Source organism: Desulfitobacterium chlororespirans DSM 11544 (assembly GCF_900143285.1).
GTDB lineage: Bacteria > Bacillota > Desulfitobacteriia > Desulfitobacteriales > Desulfitobacteriaceae > Desulfitobacterium > Desulfitobacterium chlororespirans.
This window is the reverse complement of record NZ_FRDN01000004.1, coordinates 1-22,485: the sequence shown is the minus strand read 5'-3', so window position 1 is coordinate 22,485 and position 22,485 is coordinate 1. Positions and strand designations below refer to the sequence as shown.

General features: G+C 45.4%; 13 protein-coding genes. 8 read left to right on the top strand and 5 right to left on the bottom strand.

What is annotated here, in order from left to right:
* The first annotated feature begins 200 nt into the window (after nt 1–200).
* The gene (locus BUA14_RS02980) at nt 201–1,097 is read left to right on the top strand and encodes a YitT family protein (RefSeq protein ID WP_178371610.1); all 897 of its coding nucleotides are present in this window, start codon (nt 201–203) and stop codon (nt 1,095–1,097) included.
* Between the two features lie 21 nt (nt 1,098–1,118).
* On the opposite strand, the gene BUA14_RS02975 is transcribed toward BUA14_RS02980, so the two are convergent.
* Complete coding sequence (locus tag BUA14_RS02975; RefSeq protein WP_072771217.1) at nt 1,119–1,442, bottom strand: DUF4878 domain-containing protein; 324 nt, start codon at nt 1,440–1,442, stop codon at nt 1,119–1,121.
* 17 nt (nt 1,443–1,459) lie between these two features.
* Nucleotides 1,460–2,044 carry a hypothetical protein gene (locus BUA14_RS02970; protein ID WP_072771216.1) on the bottom strand — a complete coding sequence of 195 codons (585 nt, stop codon included), beginning with the start codon at nt 2,042–2,044 and terminating at the stop codon, nt 1,460–1,462.
* 126 nt (nt 2,045–2,170) lie between these two features.
* Here BUA14_RS02970 and addB point away from each other — a divergent pair, with 126 nt between their 5' ends.
* Together addB and BUA14_RS02960 are read left to right on the top strand one after the other, a co-directional pair.
* Nucleotides 2,171–5,917, top strand: a complete 3,747-nt coding sequence (gene addB / locus BUA14_RS02965) for a helicase-exonuclease AddAB subunit AddB (protein WP_427846680.1) — start codon at nt 2,171–2,173, stop codon at nt 5,915–5,917.
* Nucleotides 5,910–10,064, top strand: coding sequence for a UvrD-helicase domain-containing protein (locus BUA14_RS02960; RefSeq protein WP_072771215.1), 4,155 nt, complete (start codon nt 5,910–5,912; stop codon nt 10,062–10,064). Before addB ends, BUA14_RS02960 begins: the two co-directional genes overlap by 8 nt.
* Nucleotides 10,065–10,825: 761 nt before the next feature.
* Here the strand turns inward: BUA14_RS02960 and BUA14_RS02955 are convergent.
* The 3 genes from BUA14_RS02955 to BUA14_RS02945 are packed head-to-tail and all read right to left on the bottom strand — an operon-like array spanning nt 10,826 to nt 13,602.
* Nucleotides 10,826–11,629, bottom strand: coding sequence for an ABC transporter ATP-binding protein (locus tag BUA14_RS02955; RefSeq protein ID WP_005811779.1), 804 nt, complete (start codon nt 11,627–11,629; stop codon nt 10,826–10,828).
* Nucleotides 11,604–12,533 carry an ABC transporter permease gene (locus tag BUA14_RS02950; RefSeq protein ID WP_072771214.1) on the bottom strand — a complete coding sequence of 310 codons (930 nt, stop codon included), beginning with the start codon at nt 12,531–12,533 and terminating at the stop codon, nt 11,604–11,606. The genes BUA14_RS02955 and BUA14_RS02950 overlap by 26 nt, the downstream gene beginning before the upstream one ends.
* A gap of 43 nt (nt 12,534–12,576) precedes the next feature.
* Nucleotides 12,577–13,602 (bottom strand): ABC transporter substrate-binding protein, encoded by a 1,026-nt coding sequence (locus BUA14_RS02945; RefSeq protein ID WP_072771213.1) that lies wholly within the window; start codon nt 13,600–13,602, stop codon nt 12,577–12,579.
* Between the two features lie 405 nt (nt 13,603–14,007).
* Between BUA14_RS02945 and BUA14_RS02940 the strand changes: the two genes are divergently transcribed.
* From BUA14_RS02940 to BUA14_RS02920, 5 genes are all read left to right on the top strand, one after another.
* Complete coding sequence (locus tag BUA14_RS02940) at nt 14,008–14,388, top strand: LysM peptidoglycan-binding domain-containing protein (RefSeq protein ID WP_072771212.1); 381 nt, start codon at nt 14,008–14,010, stop codon at nt 14,386–14,388.
* 1,008 nt (nt 14,389–15,396) lie between these two features.
* Complete coding sequence (locus tag BUA14_RS02935) at nt 15,397–16,707, top strand: hypothetical protein (RefSeq protein WP_143153416.1); 1,311 nt, start codon at nt 15,397–15,399, stop codon at nt 16,705–16,707.
* On the top strand, nt 16,694–17,323 hold the full coding sequence (locus tag BUA14_RS02930) for a DUF4194 domain-containing protein (protein WP_072771210.1): 630 nt from the start codon (nt 16,694–16,696) through the stop codon (nt 17,321–17,323). The genes BUA14_RS02935 and BUA14_RS02930 overlap by 14 nt, the downstream gene beginning before the upstream one ends.
* Before the next feature lie 2 nt (nt 17,324–17,325).
* On the top strand, nt 17,326–20,214 hold the full coding sequence (locus BUA14_RS02925; protein WP_072771209.1) for a chromosome segregation protein SMC: 2,889 nt from the start codon (nt 17,326–17,328) through the stop codon (nt 20,212–20,214).
* A 17-nt stretch (nt 20,215–20,231) separates the two neighbouring features.
* Nucleotides 20,232–22,088 (top strand): serine/threonine-protein kinase, encoded by a 1,857-nt coding sequence (locus tag BUA14_RS02920; RefSeq protein ID WP_072771208.1) that lies wholly within the window; start codon nt 20,232–20,234, stop codon nt 22,086–22,088.
* Nucleotides 22,089–22,485: the final 397 nt, after the last annotated feature.

The following is a 22,485-nucleotide window of genomic DNA, read 5'->3' as shown; positions in this document are numbered from 1 at the left end:
GAGTTGAGGGTTTATCAGTTGTAATAGCCATTGTTCAAACTTTTCTGTCTGAAAGCGGAAACCCGGTTCACATTGCTGGCCGGGGCTTCTGCTTTTTATTCCATAAAAATGGGCTCTAACCTTTGAAATAAGCGCTTACCTTATTAACTTCGCGGTAATATAGTGTTATTATAGGCAAAAAGGGTTATTCTAAGGAACACATGACACCTTACAGTGAGGGAGCGTCATGGCGGAACAGGGGGGAACTTTGCTTGAAACCGTGGGACGTGATCAAGAGAATTAGCAAATTTATCGGTATCGCTTTAGGGGCGAGCATGGTGGCCTATAGTGTTCAGGGTTTTATCGTGCAGGCCGGCCTTGGCGGAGGCGGCATCGGCGGCATCGCTTTGCTTTTGTTCTACACTTTAGGCTTACCCATCGGCATTGTCAACTTTGTCCTCAATCTTCCCCTGTTTGCTCTGGGTTGGAAAGAAGTCAACCGAATTTTTGTCGCTAAAACCTTTTTTGGCATCATCATCTATTCCCTAGCTTTGGATTTTTTCAAAGGAATTCAGCCTTTGGCCTTAAACGATGTCTTTCTGGGCGCACTTTATGGCGGTGTCCTGGGAGGGGTGGGTTCAGGCTTTGTCTTCCGTTTAGGTGGCAGTCTGGGGGGAACAGATATCATCGCTAAAGTGATCCAGCGCCGGTTTGGCTGGGCGATGGGCACGACGATGCTGGTTATCAATGCTTTGGTGATTATCGCTTCCTGGGCTATTTTGGGCCCTAAAATGGCCCTCTATACCTTAGTATCCATGTTCACCTTCAGCAAGACGGTGGATGTCATATCCAGCGGTCTTCCCGCCAAATCGGTAACCATTATCTCCAATCAATCGGATCGATTGATTCAGCGCATTCTCCAGGAATTAGGAAGAGGCGTGACCTTCCTGCATGGCCAAGGCGGCTATTCTGCAGCAGAAAAAAATGTTATTATCTGTGTAGTCGGTATATCTGAGCTGGGTCATTTAAAACGAATCGTCCGGGAGGAAGATCCTCAGTCGTTTATTATCGTGCAGACAGCCACAGAGGTGGTCGGGCAAGGATTCGCCCTGGAGTAGTGGAGATAGGGTTCGCTCAATTCAATGATCATGGCCGTCTATTTGCCATTGGCCATTTAATTTGATTAAGGTTGCCTTTTGTGAGATGTTTTTGCCATCATTGGTGGAATAGGTCACATCCACCACCGCTGTATTGATGTCCTCAAAAAGGCATTGGGTTACAGTTACCTTTTCGACACCAACATCATGAAAGACTAAATCATGGTAAACAAGCTCGGCAGCCTGCTTAGGGGTCAGGTCACCGGAGGCAGTGGCCGGTGGGGTAGCGCCGCACCCCGCCAGAAGGAATCCCATAACCAGCATAAGCCCTGCCCAGGTTAGCATTTTTCTTGCCTTTTTGATCATAATGGCCACTCCTTAGCTTAGGGATGCTCTCCCGTAATTTCAATAAGAGTTTGAGCATTCGTGGGTTCCCCCAGCCAACTGAGGGAGGAGAGGATAGTTCCCATGACTTTCAATTGCTCCTCATTAAAAGAAGTATCATTGGTGAGGAAGGCGATTCTCAGCACCTTTTGATTGGGTGTATACAGCCAGTATTCCTTGCCGGACAGTTTGGCCGCTTGTCCGAAGGAGGCTCCCCAACTATTCAGTATCCCTTTGAAATCTCCGATATGGGTGGCATCAAGGGAGAAAGTATAGAAATCAAAGGTGCTCATTTCCTTGCTTTTCTGAAGATAATACTCAAGATCATCGATCTGCCATAATTGAATATAGCCTCGCAATCCCAATGGTTCATCATTTAAATAAGCGCTGTAGTGCAGTTGCTGGCGATCCTCCAGCCAATGCTCCGCAATTTGGGTGGTGGCAGGCAGTTGGAGGCTGATTTCTTTATTCAGGACATGGGGATTCATGTTGGGAATCGTCGTATCTGCGAACCGGCTTGGCTGAGGATAAAAGACCAGACAGACCAAAAAGATGAAGATTGCCCAAGGGATGATTTTTTTCACATTAATCCTCCCGGAAAGGTTTTAGTACATCTTATTTGGCCTGAGCTTTTTTTATACGTAGAGAAGGGATAAGTTTTTAGATCATCCCCAATAGATCAAGCGAGAGAGGAGCACCTTGAGGTGAGTATGCGTTTTATAGTGGGTCGGGCCGGTACGGGAAAAAGCACACTTTGTCGGCAGGAAATACATAAAGAAAGCCAGGAGCATCCTGAGGGCTTACCCCTCATTCTGCTCGTTCCCGAACAAGCTACCCATCAAATGGAGATGAGCCTGGCTCATGATCCTCAATCCGGCGGCATCCTCAGAGCCCAGGTTCTGAGCTTTCGTCGTTTAGGCTGGCGGGTTTTTTCCGAAGCGGGCGGGGGAGGAAAAGCGCTGATTGGCGAAGTAGGCAAACGAATGCTCCTGCGCCGGCTGCTTTTAAACCATCGTTCCGATTTGCGGGTGTTTGCCCGTTCCGCTACCCGTCCCGGCATGGCCGACCTCTTAGCCCAGGCCATTGCGGAATTTAAGATTTACCGGATCACCCCGGACCAGCTGAGAGGAATTCAGGATGCTGATGAATTACTGCTGCAAAAGACCCATGAATTAGCCTTCCTCTATGAAGAGTTGAATAAGTCCTTAGGGACGGCGGCCCGGGATCCGGATGATGAGTTGAACCTGGTGGCCGAGAAAATCCCTCAGGCGCCCTTTCTGCAGGGGGCGAAAATCTGGGTGGACGGCTTTAAAGGATTTACTCCTCAAGAGCTTTATATTATTCAAACTATGCTGGGAACGGCTGCCGAGATCACGGTTTCCCTGCCTCTTGATCCGGAACTGCTCAAAGCAGAAACCTCCCGCTTTAAACCCGGCGAGGAGCTGTTTTATGAGCCTATGCAGACCTATCAAGGGCTTGTGGATTTAGCCCGGGATGCTAAAGCCCGGATCAGCCATGTTTTCCTTACGGAGCCCTATCGTTTTCAGAAGGCCGGCCTCAAGCATCTGGAACGATTCTATAATGCCTATCCTACTCAGACCTTTCCCGCAGGAGATGACTCCACAGCTTCCGATCCTCTGGGCATCACCCTGTTTCCCGCCGCCAATAAAAGAGCTGAGGTGGAGGGAGTGGCACGGGAGCTGCGGCGCCTGGCCAGGGAAGAGGGCAGAACATGGCGGGATTGCAGCGTCGTAACCCGCGATTTACCCGGCTATCAGGGGATCATCGAGCAGGTTTTTAAGGCTCATGATATTCCCTACTTCTTGGACCATAAACGCCCCGTGATTCATCATCCTTTGTTGGAGCTGCTTTTATCGGCGATTGAAACGGTGCAAAAAGATTGGGCCTATGAACCCCTCTTCCGCTGTTTAAAAACCGATTTTTTTCCTTGCTCCAAAGATCGCATCGACCGTTTGGAAAACTACTGCCTTGCTTATGGAATCCATGGTAGTGCCTGGAAGGGCAACCGAGCCTGGAGCTATTACCCTGATCCCAGCGACAGGGAAGAAACGGCAGGCCTTAACGAAGCCCGGCAGATCATCTATGAACTGTCCAGCCCTTTTGACCAGGCTATCCGTCCCCATCCGGAAGCCGGCGGCCCCTCGGCCACCGTCGCCCAGATCGCGGAGGCGATCTATGAGCTTCTCATCCGCCTCAAGGTTCCCGAACATCTTCAGGAGTGGGCAGAGGCAGCCCACAGCCGGGGGGATTTAGCTGAGGCCCAATTGCAAAACCAGATTTGGGATGCCGTGATCCAGGTGCTGGATGAGCTGGTGGCAGGCTTAGGGGAGGAAATCATGGACCTGCCCGACTTCGCGATGATCCTTACTTCCGGGCTGGAGAATTTGCAGCTGGGCTTAATTCCTCCCGGCTATGATCAGGTTCTGGTCGGTTCACTGGACCGTTCCCGCAACCCGGAAACAGCCGTGCTCTTTTTACTGGGAGCCAATGAGGGAATCCTGCCGGGAAAGCCCTCCGATGAAGGGGTTTTTGATGAATTGGAGCGGCTCCGCCTGGAGAGCAAAGGGATTATGCTGGCCCCTAAGGGCAAGGTGCAGGTGTATGAGGAGCAATATTTCATCTATACTGCCCTCACTCGTGCCCGGGAACAGCTGTATATCAGTTATCCCCTTACCGATGAAGAGGGCAGAGGGTTAACGGTGTCTCCGGTGATCCATCGGCTGAAGATGATTTTTCCCGGATTGCCGGAAAGGTATCTCAGTCTCGATGAGGAAGAACCGGCGGCCCTTCCTCATCCCTACGCTCTGTTGCCGGCTTATGCTTTGCACCTGCAGAAGCTCCGGCAAGGCAGTGCTCTTTCGCCCTTATGGCAAGCTATACGGTCCTGGTTTCTCAGCCAAACTGCCGCCTTTCCCCAAGTGCAGCTGCTGGAAAAAGGGCTCCGGGATCAAAATGAGGAAGAGAGGCTGCCCCAGCCTTTGGCCAGGCAGCTCTATGGCAAACGCCTGGTCACCAGTGTTTCCCGTTTGGAGCTCTTCGCCCGCTGCCCCTTTGCCCACTTTGCCCAATATGGGCTTAAGCTGAAAGAACGCGCCAATTACCGCCTTTCGCCGCCGGATATGGGACAATTCTTTCATGCCGTCCTCCATGATTATGCCGTTGCCCTGAGAGAGAGAGGGCTTGATTGGGGAGAGCTCAGCAAGGAGCAATCCTGGCAGCTGGTGAATGAGACAGCCGAGCCGATCGCCCTGCAATTGCAGAATAAAATCCTCTTGAGCAATGCCCGTTATCGCTACTTAACCCATAAGCTGAAGCGGACCGTTCATCATGCGGTCCGTGTCCTGGGAGAACATGCCCGGCAGGGAGTGTTTCTGCCGATGGAATTAGAGGTGAAATTCGGTCCCCAGGATGCACTGCCACCTTTGGAAGTACCCTTAAGCGGGGGCAACTCCCTTCTGCTCAGGGGGCAGATTGACCGCATTGACGGGGCCGTGCTCGGCAATGAAATTTACTTAAGAATCTTTGATTATAAATCCCGGGAAGCTCATGTCAGCTTAAATCAGATCTACCATGGACTGGATTTGCAGCTCTTGGCCTATCTTGATGCGGCCTTGCAGGGCGCCCAGATTTTAGTATCATCCTCCGGTCTAGCGGAGGGGGCAACGATCCATCCCGCCGGATTTTTATATTTCCCGGTTCTTGAACCTCAGCTCAAATCCAAAACACTGCTCTATCCTGAGCAATTGGAAAAGGATCGCATTAAAGCCGTCAAAGTCAAGGGCTATTTGCTGGCCGACCGTCAGGTCCTCTTGGCTATGGATCGGGATCTGGAGAATTCCAGCTTGCTGGGCATTAAACTCACGAAGAGCGGAGAATTCAAAAAAGGTTCGCCGATTCTTACGGAAGAGCAGTTCGCCCTCCTGAGGAAGCATCTCCAGCATTTCCTGCGGTGCAGCGGTGAGGCTCTCCTGGAAGGTGATATTTCCATCACTCCCTATCGGCAGGGCAAGAATACAGCCTGCCAATTCTGCTCCTATAAACCATTATGCCATTTTGATCCCTATCTGCCTGAGAATAACTATCGGAATTTGCCGGTCATCCAGGATGAAGAATTTTGGCAGCGTGTGCAAAACCAGGACTCCGGGCAGTACCCTGAGCAGCATCCTGAGCAGTACCCTCCCACCCCTGTTTCTGGGGAAACCCGCCGGGTTCCTCAGCAGGATGGGGGAAGTAGCCCAATGGTTCAGGAGAATCTAAGGCCTCAGGATAGTTCAGGGACTCAGGAGAGTCTAAGGACCCAGAATAGTTCAGGGACTCAGGTTAGTCCGAGTAGTCAGGATAGCATGAGGGGTCAAGATAACCCGAGGGGTCAGGAGCTGATCTGGTTAGGAGAAGATGAAGCAGGCGCTGGAAAGGAGGATGACGGCCATGAATAATCCCAAATGGACTCCCACCCAGCAGGCGGCCATTGACTTGAAAGGGCAGCTTCTCGTAGCGGCGGCTGCCGGTTCGGGTAAGACCGCAGTTCTTGTCCAAAGGCTCTTCAAGCAGATTACAGATGTGGATGAGAAAGTGGATGTGGATCGGTTTCTGGTGGTGACCTTTACGAAAGCGGCCGCTGCAGAAATGCGCGAACGCATCGGGAAAGCTCTGGATGAAGCCCTCTTTGGGGCGGCGGAGCCTGCTCAGGTGGAACACCTCCTGCAACAGAGGGCCTTGCTTTATCGGGCCAGTATCACTACCCTGCACTCGTTTTGTATGGAATTGATTCGTCAGTATTTTTACCTTATTGAGCTGGACCCCGCTTTCCGCGTAGCCGATGAAGCGGAAGCGGATCTGCTGCGCCAGGATACTCTTGAAGATCTGTTTGAAGCGTATTATGGGGAGGAGACCCCGGCCTTTCAAAACCTGGTCGATGCCTTCGGCACCGATCGTGATGACCAGCCTTTGATGGCCTCCATCCTCAGGCTCCACGAATTTGCCATGAGCCAGGTCGATCCTGGGGAGTGGCTGGAACACCTGCCGGAGGCTTATGATTGGCACAGCCTTGACGACCTGATGGCAAGCCCCTGGGGGCAGGTGGTGCGGCAAGGTGTCCGGGATAAGGTGGAGGAAAGCCTTATCCTTTTGGAGCGGGCTTACCGGCTGGCCGAGTTGCCGGGCGGTCCTGTTCATTATTTGCCCGTTCTGGAAGACGATCACTCCAGGCTGGATTTTCTGCGGGAAATGACGGAGCGGGGGACTTGGAGTGATATCGATACGGCTTTTAAGTCGGCGGCAACCTTTCCCAGCCTCCCCCGGGGGAGCAAAAAAAATCTGCCGGACTCCCTGATAGATGAGGAAGACAGCAAGCGCTTGCGGGAAGAAAGTAAAAAAGCCCGTGATGAGGCTAAAAAGAAGCTGGAAGAAATCAAGCATACGGTGTTTTCAGTATCCCTGACCGATCAGCTTCCCTTCCTGAACAAGATGGGGGAATTGGTCAGCACCCTGGCTCAGGTTACCCAACACTTTGCCCGGGAATATCAAAAAGCCAAGCGGCAAAGAAATTGCGTGGATTTTTCCGATCTGGAGCACTATGCCTTACAGCTCTTGGCCAAGGATAAACAGCCTACGGAAATTGCCTTAAAACTCCAGGCTTACTATGCGGAAGTCCTGGTGGATGAATATCAGGACATCAATCCCGTTCAGGAGCGTATTTTGCAGCTGGTTTCCCGTCAGGAGGAGGGGAAGGCCAATCTGTTCATGGTGGGGGATGTCAAGCAGAGCATTTATCGTTTCCGGATGGCCGATCCCGGACTTTTTCTGCGCAAATATGGGGAGTTTCCTCATTATCAGGAAGGGGAGGAAGCTGCCCCCAATTTGGTCATTGACCTCAACCAAAATTTCCGCAGCCGCTCTGAAGTGATCCAAGGGATCAATTATCTTTTCTATCAGATCATGACAGAAGGAGCAGGGGAGATTGTCTATGATGAGCAGGCTGCTCTGAGACCGGGGGCTAAATTTGTCTCCGATGGGGAGCTTAGAACTGCTGAGGGCCCCATTGAAGTTCATTTATTTGATCCTAAGGCCATCGATCTTTCCCAGGGTCAGGAAAGGGGAGCTGAAGATGCAGCCGCGGGAGCGGATTCACCGGCTCAGGGTGAGGGTGAGGAATTTGAGCAGAATCGGGAGCCGGAATCAGGCGATGATGAAGCTTCACTGGAAGAGGCGGAAACAGCCCGTATTGAAGCCCGATTAGTGGCAGCCCGCATTCAAAAAATGGTTCTGGAGAGGGAATTTCAGATTCATGATAAGGAACTGGGTGACTATCGGCCGGTACAGTATGCGGATATCGTGATTCTTATGCGCTCCCTGGCCTCGGTAGCCTCTGTGTATGCCGAAGAGTTCCAGAAGGCGGGAATCCCTGTCTATGCAGAAACCAACAGCGGTTACTTTGGAACCAATGAGGTGGACACAGTCTTATCCCTGCTCAAAATCATCGATAACCCACGTCTGGATATTCCCTTTGCGGCAGTGCTCCGTTCTCCACTGGTAGGGATGAATGGAACTGAGTTAGGGAAATTGCGCTCTCTGCTTCCCCAAGGAGATTTTTACGAAACCCTGGTCCTGACCTTTTGGGCAGGTGATGCTCGGCGACAAGAAGAGGGGCAGGAGTTTTACTCAGAAGTCAGGGAGATTTTAGGGAAGCACTGGGAGAGCTTGCCGCAACTGGAGGTTAAAGTCAGGCATATCCTGGAGACATCGCCTGAGATCAAAGAGAAGGTGGATGCCTTTTTCCCCAAACTGCAGGAGTGGCGGCACCGTTCCCGGCGGACCTCTCTGGCCGATTTGCTGTGGCATCTCTACGAAGATACCGGATATCTGGCTTATGTAGGAACCTTGCCTGCCGGTGCACAACGTCAAGCGAATCTGCGGGTTCTCTATGATCGGGCCTGTCGTTACGAAGCGACAAATTATCGGGGCTTATTCCGTTTCCTGCGTTTCCTGGAGAAATTTCAAAGCCAGGGCAAGGATCTGGGCAATGCCAGCATAGTGGGGGAAAAAGAGAACGTGGTCCGCTTCATAACAGTGCATTCCAGTAAAGGTCTGGAATTCCCGGTGGTCTTCATAGCCGGGTTAGGGAAGAAATTCAATACCCGCAGCCTCAGCAGTCAGCTCTTGCTTCATTCACACTTAGGGGTGGGTATTCCTTTAATAGATATAGAGAATCAAGTTCGTTACCCATCCATTATTCAATATGCCGTGAAAGAGCGTCTATGGCAGGAAGCCCTTGCCGAAGAGCTGCGGATCCTTTATGTAGCCCTTACCCGGGGCAAGGAGCGCCTCTTCCTCTTTGGCCATCAGCAGAAGCTTGCGGAGGCTATCAATAAATGGCGGAGCTTAGCCATGTCCTGCCCCGACACGGCCTTTCCCGACGGTCAGCTGCGGGGGGCTAAGACCTACCTGGATTGGCTCGGACCGGCTTTAGTACGTCATCCTGAGGATTTGTTCAAACTCGGCTCTTTCCCCACAGCCGGTGAGCTTCCTGACAGCTCATCCCAGTGGAAAGTGATCCTTCATGAGCAGATCACCGACAAGACGCCTTTTCAAGAGGCAACCAGCTCTCAAGATGAAATCATCCTCCCAGATCAAGAAACCCCCGGGGAAGCGGAAGCCTCTCAAGAAACGAAAATCTCTGGAGAAATAGAAGGCTCCGGAGAAAAGGAAGCCCCAGGAGAAACAGAAACCTCTGAGGAAACAGAAAACCTTGAAGCCCAAACGCCTGAAACGGCGAACTTGGATACTGAAAATTTACAGGAGGAAGTTTTCCGGCAGCTTAACTGGCAGTATCCTTACCCTGAAGGGGTCAATCAATCCGCTAAGACCAGTGTCAGTGAATTGAAGCGGCAGTCATTATGGTACATGGATAATGAATACTCGTCTCCATCTTCATCCCCATCTCCGTCCGCCTTGTCCGCGCCCAGTTTTCTGCGCCCTCAATTCATTGTGTCCCGGAAGGAATTGACTTCTGCGGAACGAGGCACAGCAGTGCATGCCGCCATTCAGCATTTACCCCTGGCTGTATGGCGGGATACTTGGGAGGGGCTGGCTCAGGAAGTCTGCGAAAGCATGCTTCAAGAGCATATTGATTCCCTAATCCGGCGGGAGATTCTCAGTGCAGAGCAGGGGGGAGTGGTATTCGTTTCCCAGCTAAAGAATCTGCTGGACTCCACCAGCGGCAAACGTCTCTGGGAGGCTGAAGAAGTGCGGAGAGAAGTTCCCTTTACCCTCTCCCTGCGTCTCAAGGCTCAAAAAGAACCGGTGCTTGTTCAGGGAATCATCGACGCAGTGCTGCTCTCTCATCAGGAACATGAGGCCCAGGTTATGGATTTTAAGACCGATAATTTAGCAGGGGTGCCCGACCCGGAGCTGGTTTTAACCCAGCGCTACGGACTTCAGCTGGGGCTGTATGCCCTGGCAGTGGAAAGGCTGCTCAAGGTCCCTGTCCGGGAATGCATCATCTATGCTACGTCGGTTCAGCGGGAGTTTGTCATGCCGAGAGAGGCTATTCAAGCTGCTTTGGAAGCGGTGGTTATAGTGTAGCTTCAGGAGAGAGGCGGGTCGCGTAGCATTACGCACAACGCGTACTCCCTAGCTCCGGGGCTGGTCAACTCGCTTTCTTAACAGCTCACGCCAAACCTCTGGGCAATACCTGATGTGAACCGTGGCTCCGCTACGTTAAGAAAGCCTCGTTGATCCGACCGCCCTCCGCTAAATCCGTCCGCTTTTGTACGTAAAGCTACGTCTTGCGGGTCTCTTTCAGTTTTCTTTAGAGCCTTGGGGGCTGCGGGTCTGAAGGTCTTGTGAGGCGTTTTTGGGGCAGTTCAGGCCTTCTCGGAGCCTTTATAGCCTTCCCCAGGGTTCGCCGACTTTGCCGCCTCAAGCGGCGTCGGTAAAGACGGAAAAAGCTGCTCAAGTCATCATACGAATTCCCTTGTAGTTCTTTCAAAGCCCTGCACGCAAAACTCCAAGAAGCAGCCCAAGGATTTTGCTTTACGAAAGGGAGCGGATTTAAGCGAGCGGAAACAAAACTTCGCGAAAAGCACGCAGCGGAGAAAGGTTGGAAACAGGACGTTTCCAACCGGCCATTGAGCAGGAGCGATTTGGCCGGGCACCTTTCGGAGCGAAGAGCTTTTCGCGTTAGTTTTGTCCGCGCAGCTTATGGAGCGACCGCTGTAAAGCAAAATCCTGGAGACCCCCTGGATAACCAACGTTCAAAGCTCCAATAAAAAATCCCGACGACGCGAGTCTCCACGCATCATCGGGAAAGAGGTGTGTTAGCACCAGAAAGCTTGCCATCCTCATTAACGAGTTCCGGCCAGCATCATCCGGTCATTGTTCATATGAACACCACTGGCTTTTTCAAACATATCCAGCAATCTGCCAATGGTCATATTCTGGCGTTCAACGCCGCGGATATCAAGAATAATTCGGCCTTCATGCATCATAATCGTCCGATTGCCTACAGCAAGAGCTTGTTCAAGATTATGAGTGATCATTAAGGTTGTTAGTTTGGAGCTTTGTGCCACTTTGCAGGTAAGCTCCATTACTTTTTCGGCAGTTTTGGGATCCAGCGCCGCAGTATGCTCATCCAGCAATAAGAGTTTAGGATTTTGAAGGGTAGCCATAAGCAAAGTTAAGGCCTGGCGTTGTCCCCCGGATAAGAGTTTAACTTTTGTGGTTAAACGCCCTTCAAGTCCTAATCCCAGCTTGGATAGCTCATTGCGAAAATAATCCCGTTTATTGACATTTAAGGCCCAGCGCAGACGGCGGGACTCGCCCCGGCGCAAAGCCATAACCAAATTTTCTTCAATAGTCATCGAGGCGGCGGTGCCTGACAAAGGATCCTGGAACACCCGGCTGATCAATCCCGACCGTTTATAGGAGGCCCATTTGGTAATGGGGGTGCCATCAATAGAAATTTCTCCATTATCGGGGATAAACACCCCGGCAATAGCGTTCATCAGGGAAGATTTGCCTGCACCATTGGAACCAATGACAGTGACAAAATCTCCAGGGGCGAGCTCAAGTGAAAGACTGTCAAGGGCTTTTTTCTCGTTAATGGTCCCTTTATTGAAGACCTTAGTTAGATTCTGAACTGTTAGCATAGGAATCCCCCTTCCTCAAAATGCCGCCATTAAACGCGGAGAATTTCGATTTTAAACTGGGCGAGACGAGGGCGATCAGAACAATGACAGCGGTGAGAAGTTTTAAATCAGTGGGCTCCAAGCCGAGCCGGAGGACGATGGCGATAATAGTCCGGTAGATAACGCCGCCGCAGATCACGGCAAGTATGGTCCGACCAATAGAGGAGGTTCCCACCAGAACCTCGCCGATAATCACGGAGGCCAGTCCGGCTACAATCATGCCTACTCCCATGCTGGCATCGGCAAATTGTTGGTGTTGAGCGACAAAGCTGCCGGAGAAAGCGACTAAACCATTGGATAAGCCCAAACCGAGAATTTTCATCACATCGGTATTTACCCCTAAACTCCGGATCATCAGTTCATTATCACCGGTAGCCCGCAAGGCCAAACCGATTTCGGTATTAAGGAAGAGGTAGATCAGGATACCGAGGATAATAATCGTTATAAGGCCCAAGATCAGGGTTCCATATTGATTCATACCGGGAAAGTTTTTAAAATCAGTAAAAATAGTCCGTGTTTTGAGCAAGGAGATATTGGCTTTGCCCATAACGCGCAAATTGATAGACCATAAAGCGGTCATGGTTAAAATTCCGGACAGGAGAGCGGTGATTTTAAATTTGGTGTGAAAGATGCCGGTGAAGATCCCGGCGATACAGCCGACAAAAAAGGCAATGGCCGTAGCTAACCAGGGATTATAGCCTTGAAAGATAAGAGTGGCTGCGGTGGCAGCTCCTAAAGTGAAGCTGCCCTCCACAGACAAGTCCGCATAATTCAGTACTCTAAAGGTTAGATAGACTCCCAGGACCATGATTGCATACATCAGCCCGAGTTCCAGAGTTCCTACTACAATTTTTAGGGAGAACATTATTAACACACCTCAATATTTTATCTCTATAGTTTAATTTAGATTATTTTATGGTAGCTTTGCTCTTAATGTCGGCAGGGACTTCAATTCCGAGCAAGTCAATCGCTTCTTGATTCAAGACGATATCAAAGTTCTTCTGACCTTCCACAGGCATATCGGCAGGCTTAGCCCCATCAAGGATGCGGAGAGCCATTTCACCGGTCTGGGCACCTAAGTTCGTGTAGTTGATACCAATGGTTCCCAGTCCGCCGGCATCGACAACGCTGCTTTCTCCGGAAATGAGGGGAATTTTATTTTCGTTGGCCACTTGAACGACGGATTGAGCGGCAGATACCACCATATTATCGGTAGGAACGTAAATGGCGTTGACTTTTCCGATCAAGGATTGGGCTGCCTGCAGAACGTCGGCACTGGAAGATACGGTGGTTTCAACAATTTCCAGGCCCAGAGCAGGGGCTTCTTCCTTGACAATGCGTACTTGAACTTCAGAGTTAACCTCAGCGGCGTTATAGATTACCCCAACAGTTTTAGCATCGGGAACCAGCTTTTTCAAAAGTTCCAATTGTTCTTTAATCGGGTTCATATCTGTTGTACCGGATATGTTCCCGCCCGGCTTATCCATACTGTCAACCAGTTTTGCTTCCACAGGGTCGGTAACGGCTGTAATCAAAATAGGGATCTCATCTGTGGCGCTGGCCATGGCTTGAGCTGAAGGTGTAGCAATAGCCAGAATGAGATCGAGATCACTGGACGCAAATTTTTGAGCGATCGAATTGAGGATGGATTGATCGTTTTGAGCGTTTTGATATTCTAACTTTAAGTTCTTGTCTACTTCATAACCGTTTGCTTTTAAGGCATCCAAAAAGCCTTGCCGAGCAGCATCAAGGGCTGGATGTTCCACGATTTGGATAATCCCAATCTTCACTTGTTTCTCTTCAGAAGAACCTTGTGCTGCCCCCTGAGGGGTTTCTTTAGTGCTTGGCGCAGTACCGCCACATCCGGCCAGACCCAGTGCCAAGACAAGACTTAAACCAATTCCCAACATTCTTCTTAAACTACCTTTTTTCATTTTCCTACAAACCTCCTCTTATTTAGGCAATAAAAAATACACCTCCGCAGGGGTGCACTTATGCCTCACACCTACTGTACTACTATTCTACAACTATTCTATTTTTTATTATCTTATAGTTTTATTGAATGAATGTCAATCCTCTTTTATAGAATTGTTTTGAAAATATCATAGTGTTATATACAGCAGTTATACACACCTTAAATCCTTCATTTTATTACCATTCTATGGTATATCATGCCCTTGGGGGCATGTTTCAAGCAAAAATAAAAAAATAGAAAGTACATACTCATTATTCCTATAATTCCATATATTGCTATTAGAAAAGTGTCAGGAAGAATGAGCTTTAATACAACCCAAATAACTATGTATTTAAATGTTTGTATAAATAGAGGAGGAAATCTTATGAATCATCCGATGAACATGCAAAATGGATATATGGGCCAGAATCAATATTTTCCTCAAGGGGGCTTTGCCACTTTAGATCCTAATTGTTGCTCTGGCCAAGTGACAATGGATGCCGGCCAGCCTTATCAATCCTGTTATGGACAGGAAAGTATGCATGGTATGCACCACAACCCTCATCATTGCTGCGTGCCGCCCTGTCCGCCCCCTTGCCCGCCGCCGGCACCGGAACCGGTCACCTATGTCGTCAGAAAAGGGGACAGCGTTTATAAGATAGCTCAGCAATTCGGCACGACGATGCAAGCTATTATCCTTGCCAACAATCTCACTAACCCCGATCTGATTTTCCCTGGTCAGGTTTTCATTATCCCTAATGCATAAACGAGACTTCATTCAGTGATTAATTTGACCAAACGGTTTCCAGGCCAATGAGGCTGGAAATCGTTTGGTCACTTTATTTTTTGGTACGTCATCCGCTAATGAAGTAGCACCGCATTATATTTTAAAGGGGAAAAGATTTTGAAAAAAACCCTTAAAACTTATATATCGCAATTTGTAGGAAGAGAATTTTATTCATATTAAAGGAGTATGGCAATTTTCCATAGATTAAGCCTTTGATTTTGAGGGCTTTAAATCTTACAATTTTGCTTTCAGACCCTTTGGTCTGGCTTTTTCTACCGGAAGAAGATTTTTGTACGAATTATGGAGGAATATTTAGGAAAATGTTGAATGCTTATTGTATAAAACTTGGAAGTTCTTTCACTATAATATGTAATGCATAACGTTATTCTATTTAAAGTATGTCCGCTTCAGCTCAAGAGAGATGCTGACAATGGAGAAAGCTGAGACGTTAGAGAAGGAAATATTAGGGCGCGTCAAATGAAAAATGCAGCATATGCAGCAGTTTTTGAATATCTTCTAGGGTAATGGTCTTTGGTCCAATTTTATTCTCTTTATCGCGCTAATTAAGGCGTTATGGGGAACCAACGTATCAGTCGGAACCGTCAGCAATCTGAACAAAAAGTATACAGGCACATCGATAACTAGCGAAGTCGCCATTACAAGGGAAGTATCCCTACATTTACATTGGCGACATTTAACTTCAAACGAAACAGGATCAAGTAACTTGAAGTAAAAGTTTTATTAAAATATATGAGTTGAGTTGAATAAGTCTTGAGGCCAAATTTATGTTTAGCAGTTGACTTGAACATATGTTTGGTCTTGCCATTATATTATGACAATAATTTGCAAGTTTACAGACTTCTTCGGGGGCCCTTCCCAGTATGAATTATTACGTTGAATGGTAACCAACTATTGGATTAAATACAAAAGGATTAACTAGATAGATAACAACTATATTTAGATAAAATCTTATAAGGAGGCATTTCTTTGGGAGTATTTTTCAAAAACAAATATAATTCGAGCTCTCCAGATAGGACTAATCTTAATGATCTTAACAATGGGGAAGAATCAAAAAATGATTATAATTTAACCCATAAAGATATTATTATGGTCAAAAACATTGAAAAACATCTTAAGTTATTTGAGATATTTAAGTTAAGAAATACACAAACAATTGTCCTGATACTAGCAGGTGCCAAGACCTTAGCTAGTGAAACAGGACGATTTTCTATGGAGGAAGCACAAAAATATTTAGGTTATATGAGCAAAACAACCCGGGATAAAGTGTTTCGGGAACTTCTGGAAAAAGGTTGGATCATATTTGATGGATTTGATTATGAAATTCCTGGCAAAGTAAGGGCCTTCTTATCCTCCATGTTTTTATCCTTTGCGAAAGAAAACCTTTCCATGTCAGAACAGATAAAAACTACTGTGATGCTGGCCGAATTCGTCGATGAATTCAATATGGATGAAGAGCAAACCGAGTCCCTTAAAAATATGGGATTTCGAGAGTTATCAGTATGGAAAGGGTACCTGGAGCGTGTAATCCAGAAGAAGTCACGGCGAGAGATATTAGAGATTGGTAAACAGACCCAAGGAATTATTAACGTGATTAAAAGCACGCAAAAAACACTTAACAATAATCGACATATTTTTTCTCGGTTACATTACGATGAGTTTTTTAATATTACCAGTAGCATATTGGACTTAACCACTCAAATTCTCTCAATGGCTATTCAGTTTCAACGGGAAAGCCAGAACGGTTTGGGTGAGTTTATTTCTCCAGAAATGATTGAAACTGCTCTCCATAATGCGCCTATAGAAGTATTAGCTGAGCTAACTGTAAAAAACTTTTCAGCACCCAAGCAAGTATATCAACTCAGAGAAGAAATTATCGAAAGCAGGGCGCGGTCATTTTTTGAAAACGAAAAAGAAGAGATCGTCGCCACGCCTCCACCCGAACCCATAGATATTATTGAAGAAGAAATGATCCTTAATCGAATGCAAAGCCCCATGGAACTTTTTTATCAGGAAATTGCCCTCAAAATGAAAGCGAAAGATGAAGTCCCAATGGAGGAACTCCTCTTTAAGGATATTAATAGCTTTGGTCAGGCAATGTACAAGACAGGTCAAATGCTTAAACTAACAGGTGATCTAAAAAGCCGTAAAGAACGGAAAGAAATGGATAAAGAAGGATTCGAACTTCAAGTGGAGGATGCCTATAAGCAGCTAACGGAAGGTCCAGTTGAAATGGTAACAGAGTGTTTTGTTAGGAGAATGAAAAATGGATCAGATTAACGAGTTAGCCATCAACCCTCACGCACAAAAAATATGTTCTATGTTTCATTATGGCTGGATTTCCAAAAAGGAAATCGGTTCAATCGAAAGAAATATCCAGCTATTTCGGGATGTTCAGACTTATCTTTCCCTCTTGGGATATGAATTGCTCAATCCCCCCGGAACCGAATGGTATGTAATACGTCTTAGAAAAGAGTACGATTCTGCTTCATTTGATTATTTTCTGAAGAGGGTCAAAGGAATAGACAAGCGACATATGGCCCTCCTTACCATTATTTATGCCAAACTCGTCCTTCCGAAGGAGCTTGGTCATGTCGATCCTGAAAACGAGCTGAGTTTGACGGTCGATGAACTTGTCTACAACTATGGAGCAAAATTTCAACAAAGAAAACAGAACCCGCGCAAGACCATCGAAACTTTGCTTGCTTCATTGAAAAAGTATCACTATATCCTATGGGAAAAAGGTAAGGCAAGTATTACTGTGGGGCCAGCAATATATATGCTCCACAGTGAGATGCTTATGGATATCTGTGATTATGTTATCCAGGGGCTAACTACAGGACTTGAAACTGTTGAAAAGCTAGAAGAAGATCCGGCTGATGACGAGGAGGACTAGGAATGATCAAAGATTTTTCCACTGTATATTGGGGATACCTTCCAATGACAAACAGGCCGTATAAGGCCCATGAAAAGGTTAATGCCTTTATTGGTCCGTCCGGTCACGGAAAAACGACGATATGGGATGGTCTTCGCCTCATGCTAGGTGCCAGCAATTTTGAAAGTAAAAGATCATTTTCATTCTATGTTCATAAGAAAAGCAACTGGTCAGTAGTAAGAGTAGCATTCTATAATCTACCAGTCAATGGGATGCGACCTTTTGAATCGATTCGAAAATTTAAAGATGAAGTTACAGCCTGCTGCAGGATTTTTAAAAATGAGCAAGGCTCATGGTCCAGAGAATATTATTTATTTGATGGTGAATTTTACGATTTACCGGATATTCATTTGAACTACAAAGCGTATAGTGAAGTTTTATATCATGTTGAAGAGTATCTTAAAGTTTTAGAACAATGCATGGGGATTACGAAGGAATTCCGTAACCTGATGGCAAGGAGCCCAGATGATATAAGAGAAGTTGTGAACTCATCTCCTCATAAGCTTTTTCAATTACTTTTTGATCTAAAAGGAACTAAAGATTATAAAAAACGCTATGATGACAGCAAGCAAAGACTTAATGAGCAAGAAGTAGCCATTGAGCGGGCTGAGGAAGAAATGGAGCAGGCAAAAGCCCGTTTTGAAGAGACCAAGCGAAAAGCACAAAATTTCCGTCTCTATCAGGCTAAAGAAAAGGAAGTTCAAGAAACGACAATTAAACTCAAAAAACTCGAATATTTTGAATCCCAGGAGACACTAAAATCAATCGAAACCGAGATGACCGGAGTCGAAGAGCAAGGAAAAATCGAGTCAGATAAAGTTAACGAGTTTAGCGTAAAAATTGATGAAATACAAAAAGAAATTGGACAATCTGAAGACGAATATCAACGTTTATACGAGATTGAGGAGCAGGCGAATGAGAACATCAATAAATATACGACTGATAAAACACGGTTAGATGTTGAATTAGAGCGCCTTAACGAGCAAATTGAAAGTCTAAAACTAATTGAACCGCAAAATCTAGAGGACTTAAACGAACTTAAGAATATTCTCACTGAGGACCTAGAGAAAAAGAGGTTGGATTATCTCCAAGCTAAGGAAGTGGTTGATCAGCTAAAGCAAAAACTTACTGATTTAGAGCAAAATGTTCTACCCTATAAAGAGGAAGCAAAAAGATTCAGAACCAAACTGGAAGAAAACAAAATTCCATATATTATGCTTGCCGATGCCATCAGTGTAAAACCAGAGATGCGGCAATGGCAAAAATCCATTGAGGCCTATATTGGGAATAATCGTTACCGGATTATTGTGGAACAGGACAAATATCTTCCTGTCAAGAGAATGCAACAAGAAGCTCGATACGGAGCTCGTGTATCTTTACCCAAAAAGGAGAAAGCGTTTCGCTCAAGAACAGATATCCCTTATCCCAGTATTCGTGATGCCATCACTGTCAATTGCAGTGAAAAAGTGGAGGGGTATCTGGAAGGTTTAAATCACATCTATCTTGTAGAAACAGTGGATGAAGGTCATGCCCTTCAACAACGCGGAATTGATAGTATTACGCTTGAAGGGTTGCTGCAGGATGGAGATGGTGCTATTCATTTAAAATATCATAGCCTATGTTGTGGAAAACTTGCTCTAGACGAAGAAAAAAAAGAGGCCCAAGAATTACTACCGAAAAAGGAATCCGCTGTTGAGGAACTACTAAAACGTGTGAACGAACTCCAAGATGAATTAGGCGAAGTGGCAAAGAGTATTGAAAATCAGCAATTGATAATGAAACTTCCGGAAATGGAAGATAAACACAAAATGCTACTAGGAGAAGTAGAAAACTTCACTTCTTTAATAGTGGAATTAATGAAGAAAAAGGACTCAACTAAAAAAGAAAAAGAAACTGTCCGGCAAAAAGAAATCAAAGCTAGGGAAGAAAAGGTAAAGTTTAGTGAAAAAATGAATCAAGCGATTCAACGGGCAGCAGACCTTTCCAAAAAATATACTGAATTACGTAATAAACTTTCATCACTTACCTTTTCTGCGGAGCGAGCATATGAAGAGGTAAAAGGGTTGGGACTCAGCGAAGATGATATTGCCTTTATTTCCTACGATATACAAGGTAGCGCTTTCATCGACGCTCAAGGAAGTCTATATACTTCAAAAGAAATAAGCAATATCCTAAACTCCTTACGCTTAGAAAAAGAAAGATTATATAATCCTTCCGTCAATGAGGAAACTATACGCTTGGTCGAAGCCCAAGAGGGGCAAATTGGGCTATTGGTCCAAAACCTTCATACCTTAAAAAAAGACAGAGAAGACCTTGAAAGGACTTGCAATGACTTGCTATTACAGTTTCGTGGACATATCAAAGAAATCATGAAAGATTATATTACCGAATTTGAAAGTTTTGCCGATCTGCTTAAAGCTTCAGCAAAGGGTAAGTTGGTCGAAGTAACTCCGGAACCAGAAACCTGGGAAATCCACCTTTTTATTGGCTACGATGGAAAAGAACCGGTTGCAGTCGATGGGCCACACCTTAGTTCAGGACAAAAGGCCAGTACCAGTTTAATGATTTTACTGGCAGCCCTAAGTGACAATAAGAATGGGAAAATAACGCCTATCATGTTTTTGGATGAGCCAAAGGCCCGAGTGGATGATGAACGTGGTAATGAAATCGGGCAACTTTTGCAAGTTACAGACATCCAGTATTTTATCACCCACCAACAGGGAGAATCTTTGAAAAGTATTGATTGGATTGATCATGCCTTTACTTGTAGTGCCTGTGAGCCCGGCAAGGAATTTGCAAATCAACTTATTCTAAAAAAACGTGCCAATCGACCTTTATATGCAAAAGAATAGGGTGGTGATACCTCAAAATGGTGCAAGGTCATATTTTTAAAATTGATGAACACCGTATTGGAATTGAAGTTGTTAAAATCGATAAGGACGGATATCGCTTTCCGGTGGCAATGTTAGTAAAGGGACAAAATTATTATGGCGTAGAGGCAACGTTACATAAACCCCATGGCAAAAAAGTGGTTATGGAAACACTGCTGAATTTCCTTTTAATAGGGCCAAAACGGTATGAGCCGCTTGTTAAACATGTGCTGCAAAGATTCACATGGCAGGAATTAAATGATAGTTTAGAGATTCTTTTATTAGACGGCGTAATTCAAGTCACTTTTAAAAACCAGAAGCCTCATAAGACGGTGGAATGGCTTCCTAAACTTATTCAGCTCGATCCGAGAGCTTTAGAATGTTTAACGGACAAAATGCCGGACTATAACTTAGAGTTTCTGCAATTAAAAGATGCAGTAACAAATTTAGTGGATAATGTGAAGAACCCGATTAAAGAATACTTATTTCAATGGATCGAGGAATCGGAAATAAAAGACCAGCTGGGAACAATTATTGCCGATTGCTTATCGTTTAAAAAATATAAGTCTATCATTCTTACAATCGCTTATTACATCAACCTAAAGGGAAAAGGTGAGAAATTACCCTTGCGCTATTTGTCAAATCAAATCTGGAGACAGCCAAAAACTTTAAGTACATACAAGAATGAAATTCTTGCTTTAACGGGGATAACTTTAGAGGAATTTGATTCAGTGCTTCTTCATGATATCAATAGCGATTTGTATGCATCGATTATCCTAATCTTACCAATAGAAGAGTTGCAAAAAATAATGGTTAAGCTTTGTGAACCGGAAATTTCACAAGATATCCTATCATTTTTTAGAATTGAAATGAATCGTTGTATCCAAAAGATTATTGAAGTTACCGAGGATGCTAATGATGAGGAGTTGAATGTTTTTTTACAGACTTATTACGCTTTGGACAAAAAGCTTGCGGTGAATAATATTTTAGAAACGCAAATGTTCAATTTAGAAGATTTTAAAAGATCAATTAATACAATGAAAAAACATATGTTAAAGACAGAATACATCAAACAACAATATGAAATGATCGTTTTAGATGAGATAGGAAGCGGTTCCTTTGCTAGAGTTTATAAAGTATTTGATCCTGAATCGAAAAAAATTGTAGCTTGTAAAGTACTCTTTCCTAGGAGTTACTTTAAACAAGTTTATGGAAACGACGGGGATGAATACCTCTTGCGTTTTAAAAGAGAGGTTAGGCTGCTTACCAAAGAGTTACAACACAAAAACATTGTAAAGGTTGAAAAAATTCAGCTTGAAGGTGCACCATTTTGGTTTACTATGCCCCTAGCCAACTACTCTTTGGATAAATGGATAAAAAGCAACCATGATGCTTCTCAAAGTCAGCGCCTTCAAATCTTTCAGCAGATAATAGCTGGTGTCAAATACTTACATGAAAATAATAAATATCATCGAGATTTGGCACCAAATAACATTTTATTATATGAAACAGAAGATAGCCTAGAAGTAAAAATTGCCGATTTCGGATTGGCAAAAGATCCGAAATCAATATCATTCTTTACCGGTCTATCTAAAAAAGGCTATGGGCAAGAGGAGTTTACTGATCCTGAGCAGCTAGAAAATTTAGCAGATTCTACTCATCTATCGGATATTTACTCCTTAGGAGCTTTGCTCTACTATTTGTTAAGCGCTAAAATGCCTAAAAAGAGATTTTATATTCAGGTTGTATGTCAGCGTGTTGTCATGAAGGCTATGGATAAACGAAAGTTACGTTACCAAACAGTAGAAGAATTTGAGAATGATCTATACGGTTGTTTAGAGGATATAATGTTTTGAATTAATTATTCCGGATAAGTACAATTAAACAGGCTAAGCGATCATCTTTTTTATGCACTCAAAGCATACAGAAGTAGTCTGCCTATTGGAATCTGGCCTGTTAACCGGAAGGAGTGAAACTGATAAACATAGTAAAATATACGTTATGCAACATGCCATAACAGATAATAGTATTATTGCTAGTTGCCTATTTTTGCTTTGTAATTTTTAAATGCCGTCTGAAAGTGATAACGTAATCTTTCAACAGAATTTATTTCACTAGGAGTTATGTTATGTTCCCACAGCTGCTTTTTATGAGATAAGGGTGTGAATCTATTTTAGTGTAAATGGAATAATCATCCAGATAATTGACAATACTATTATTGCGGCATAAATAGGGCCACGCTGAGGAGCGACC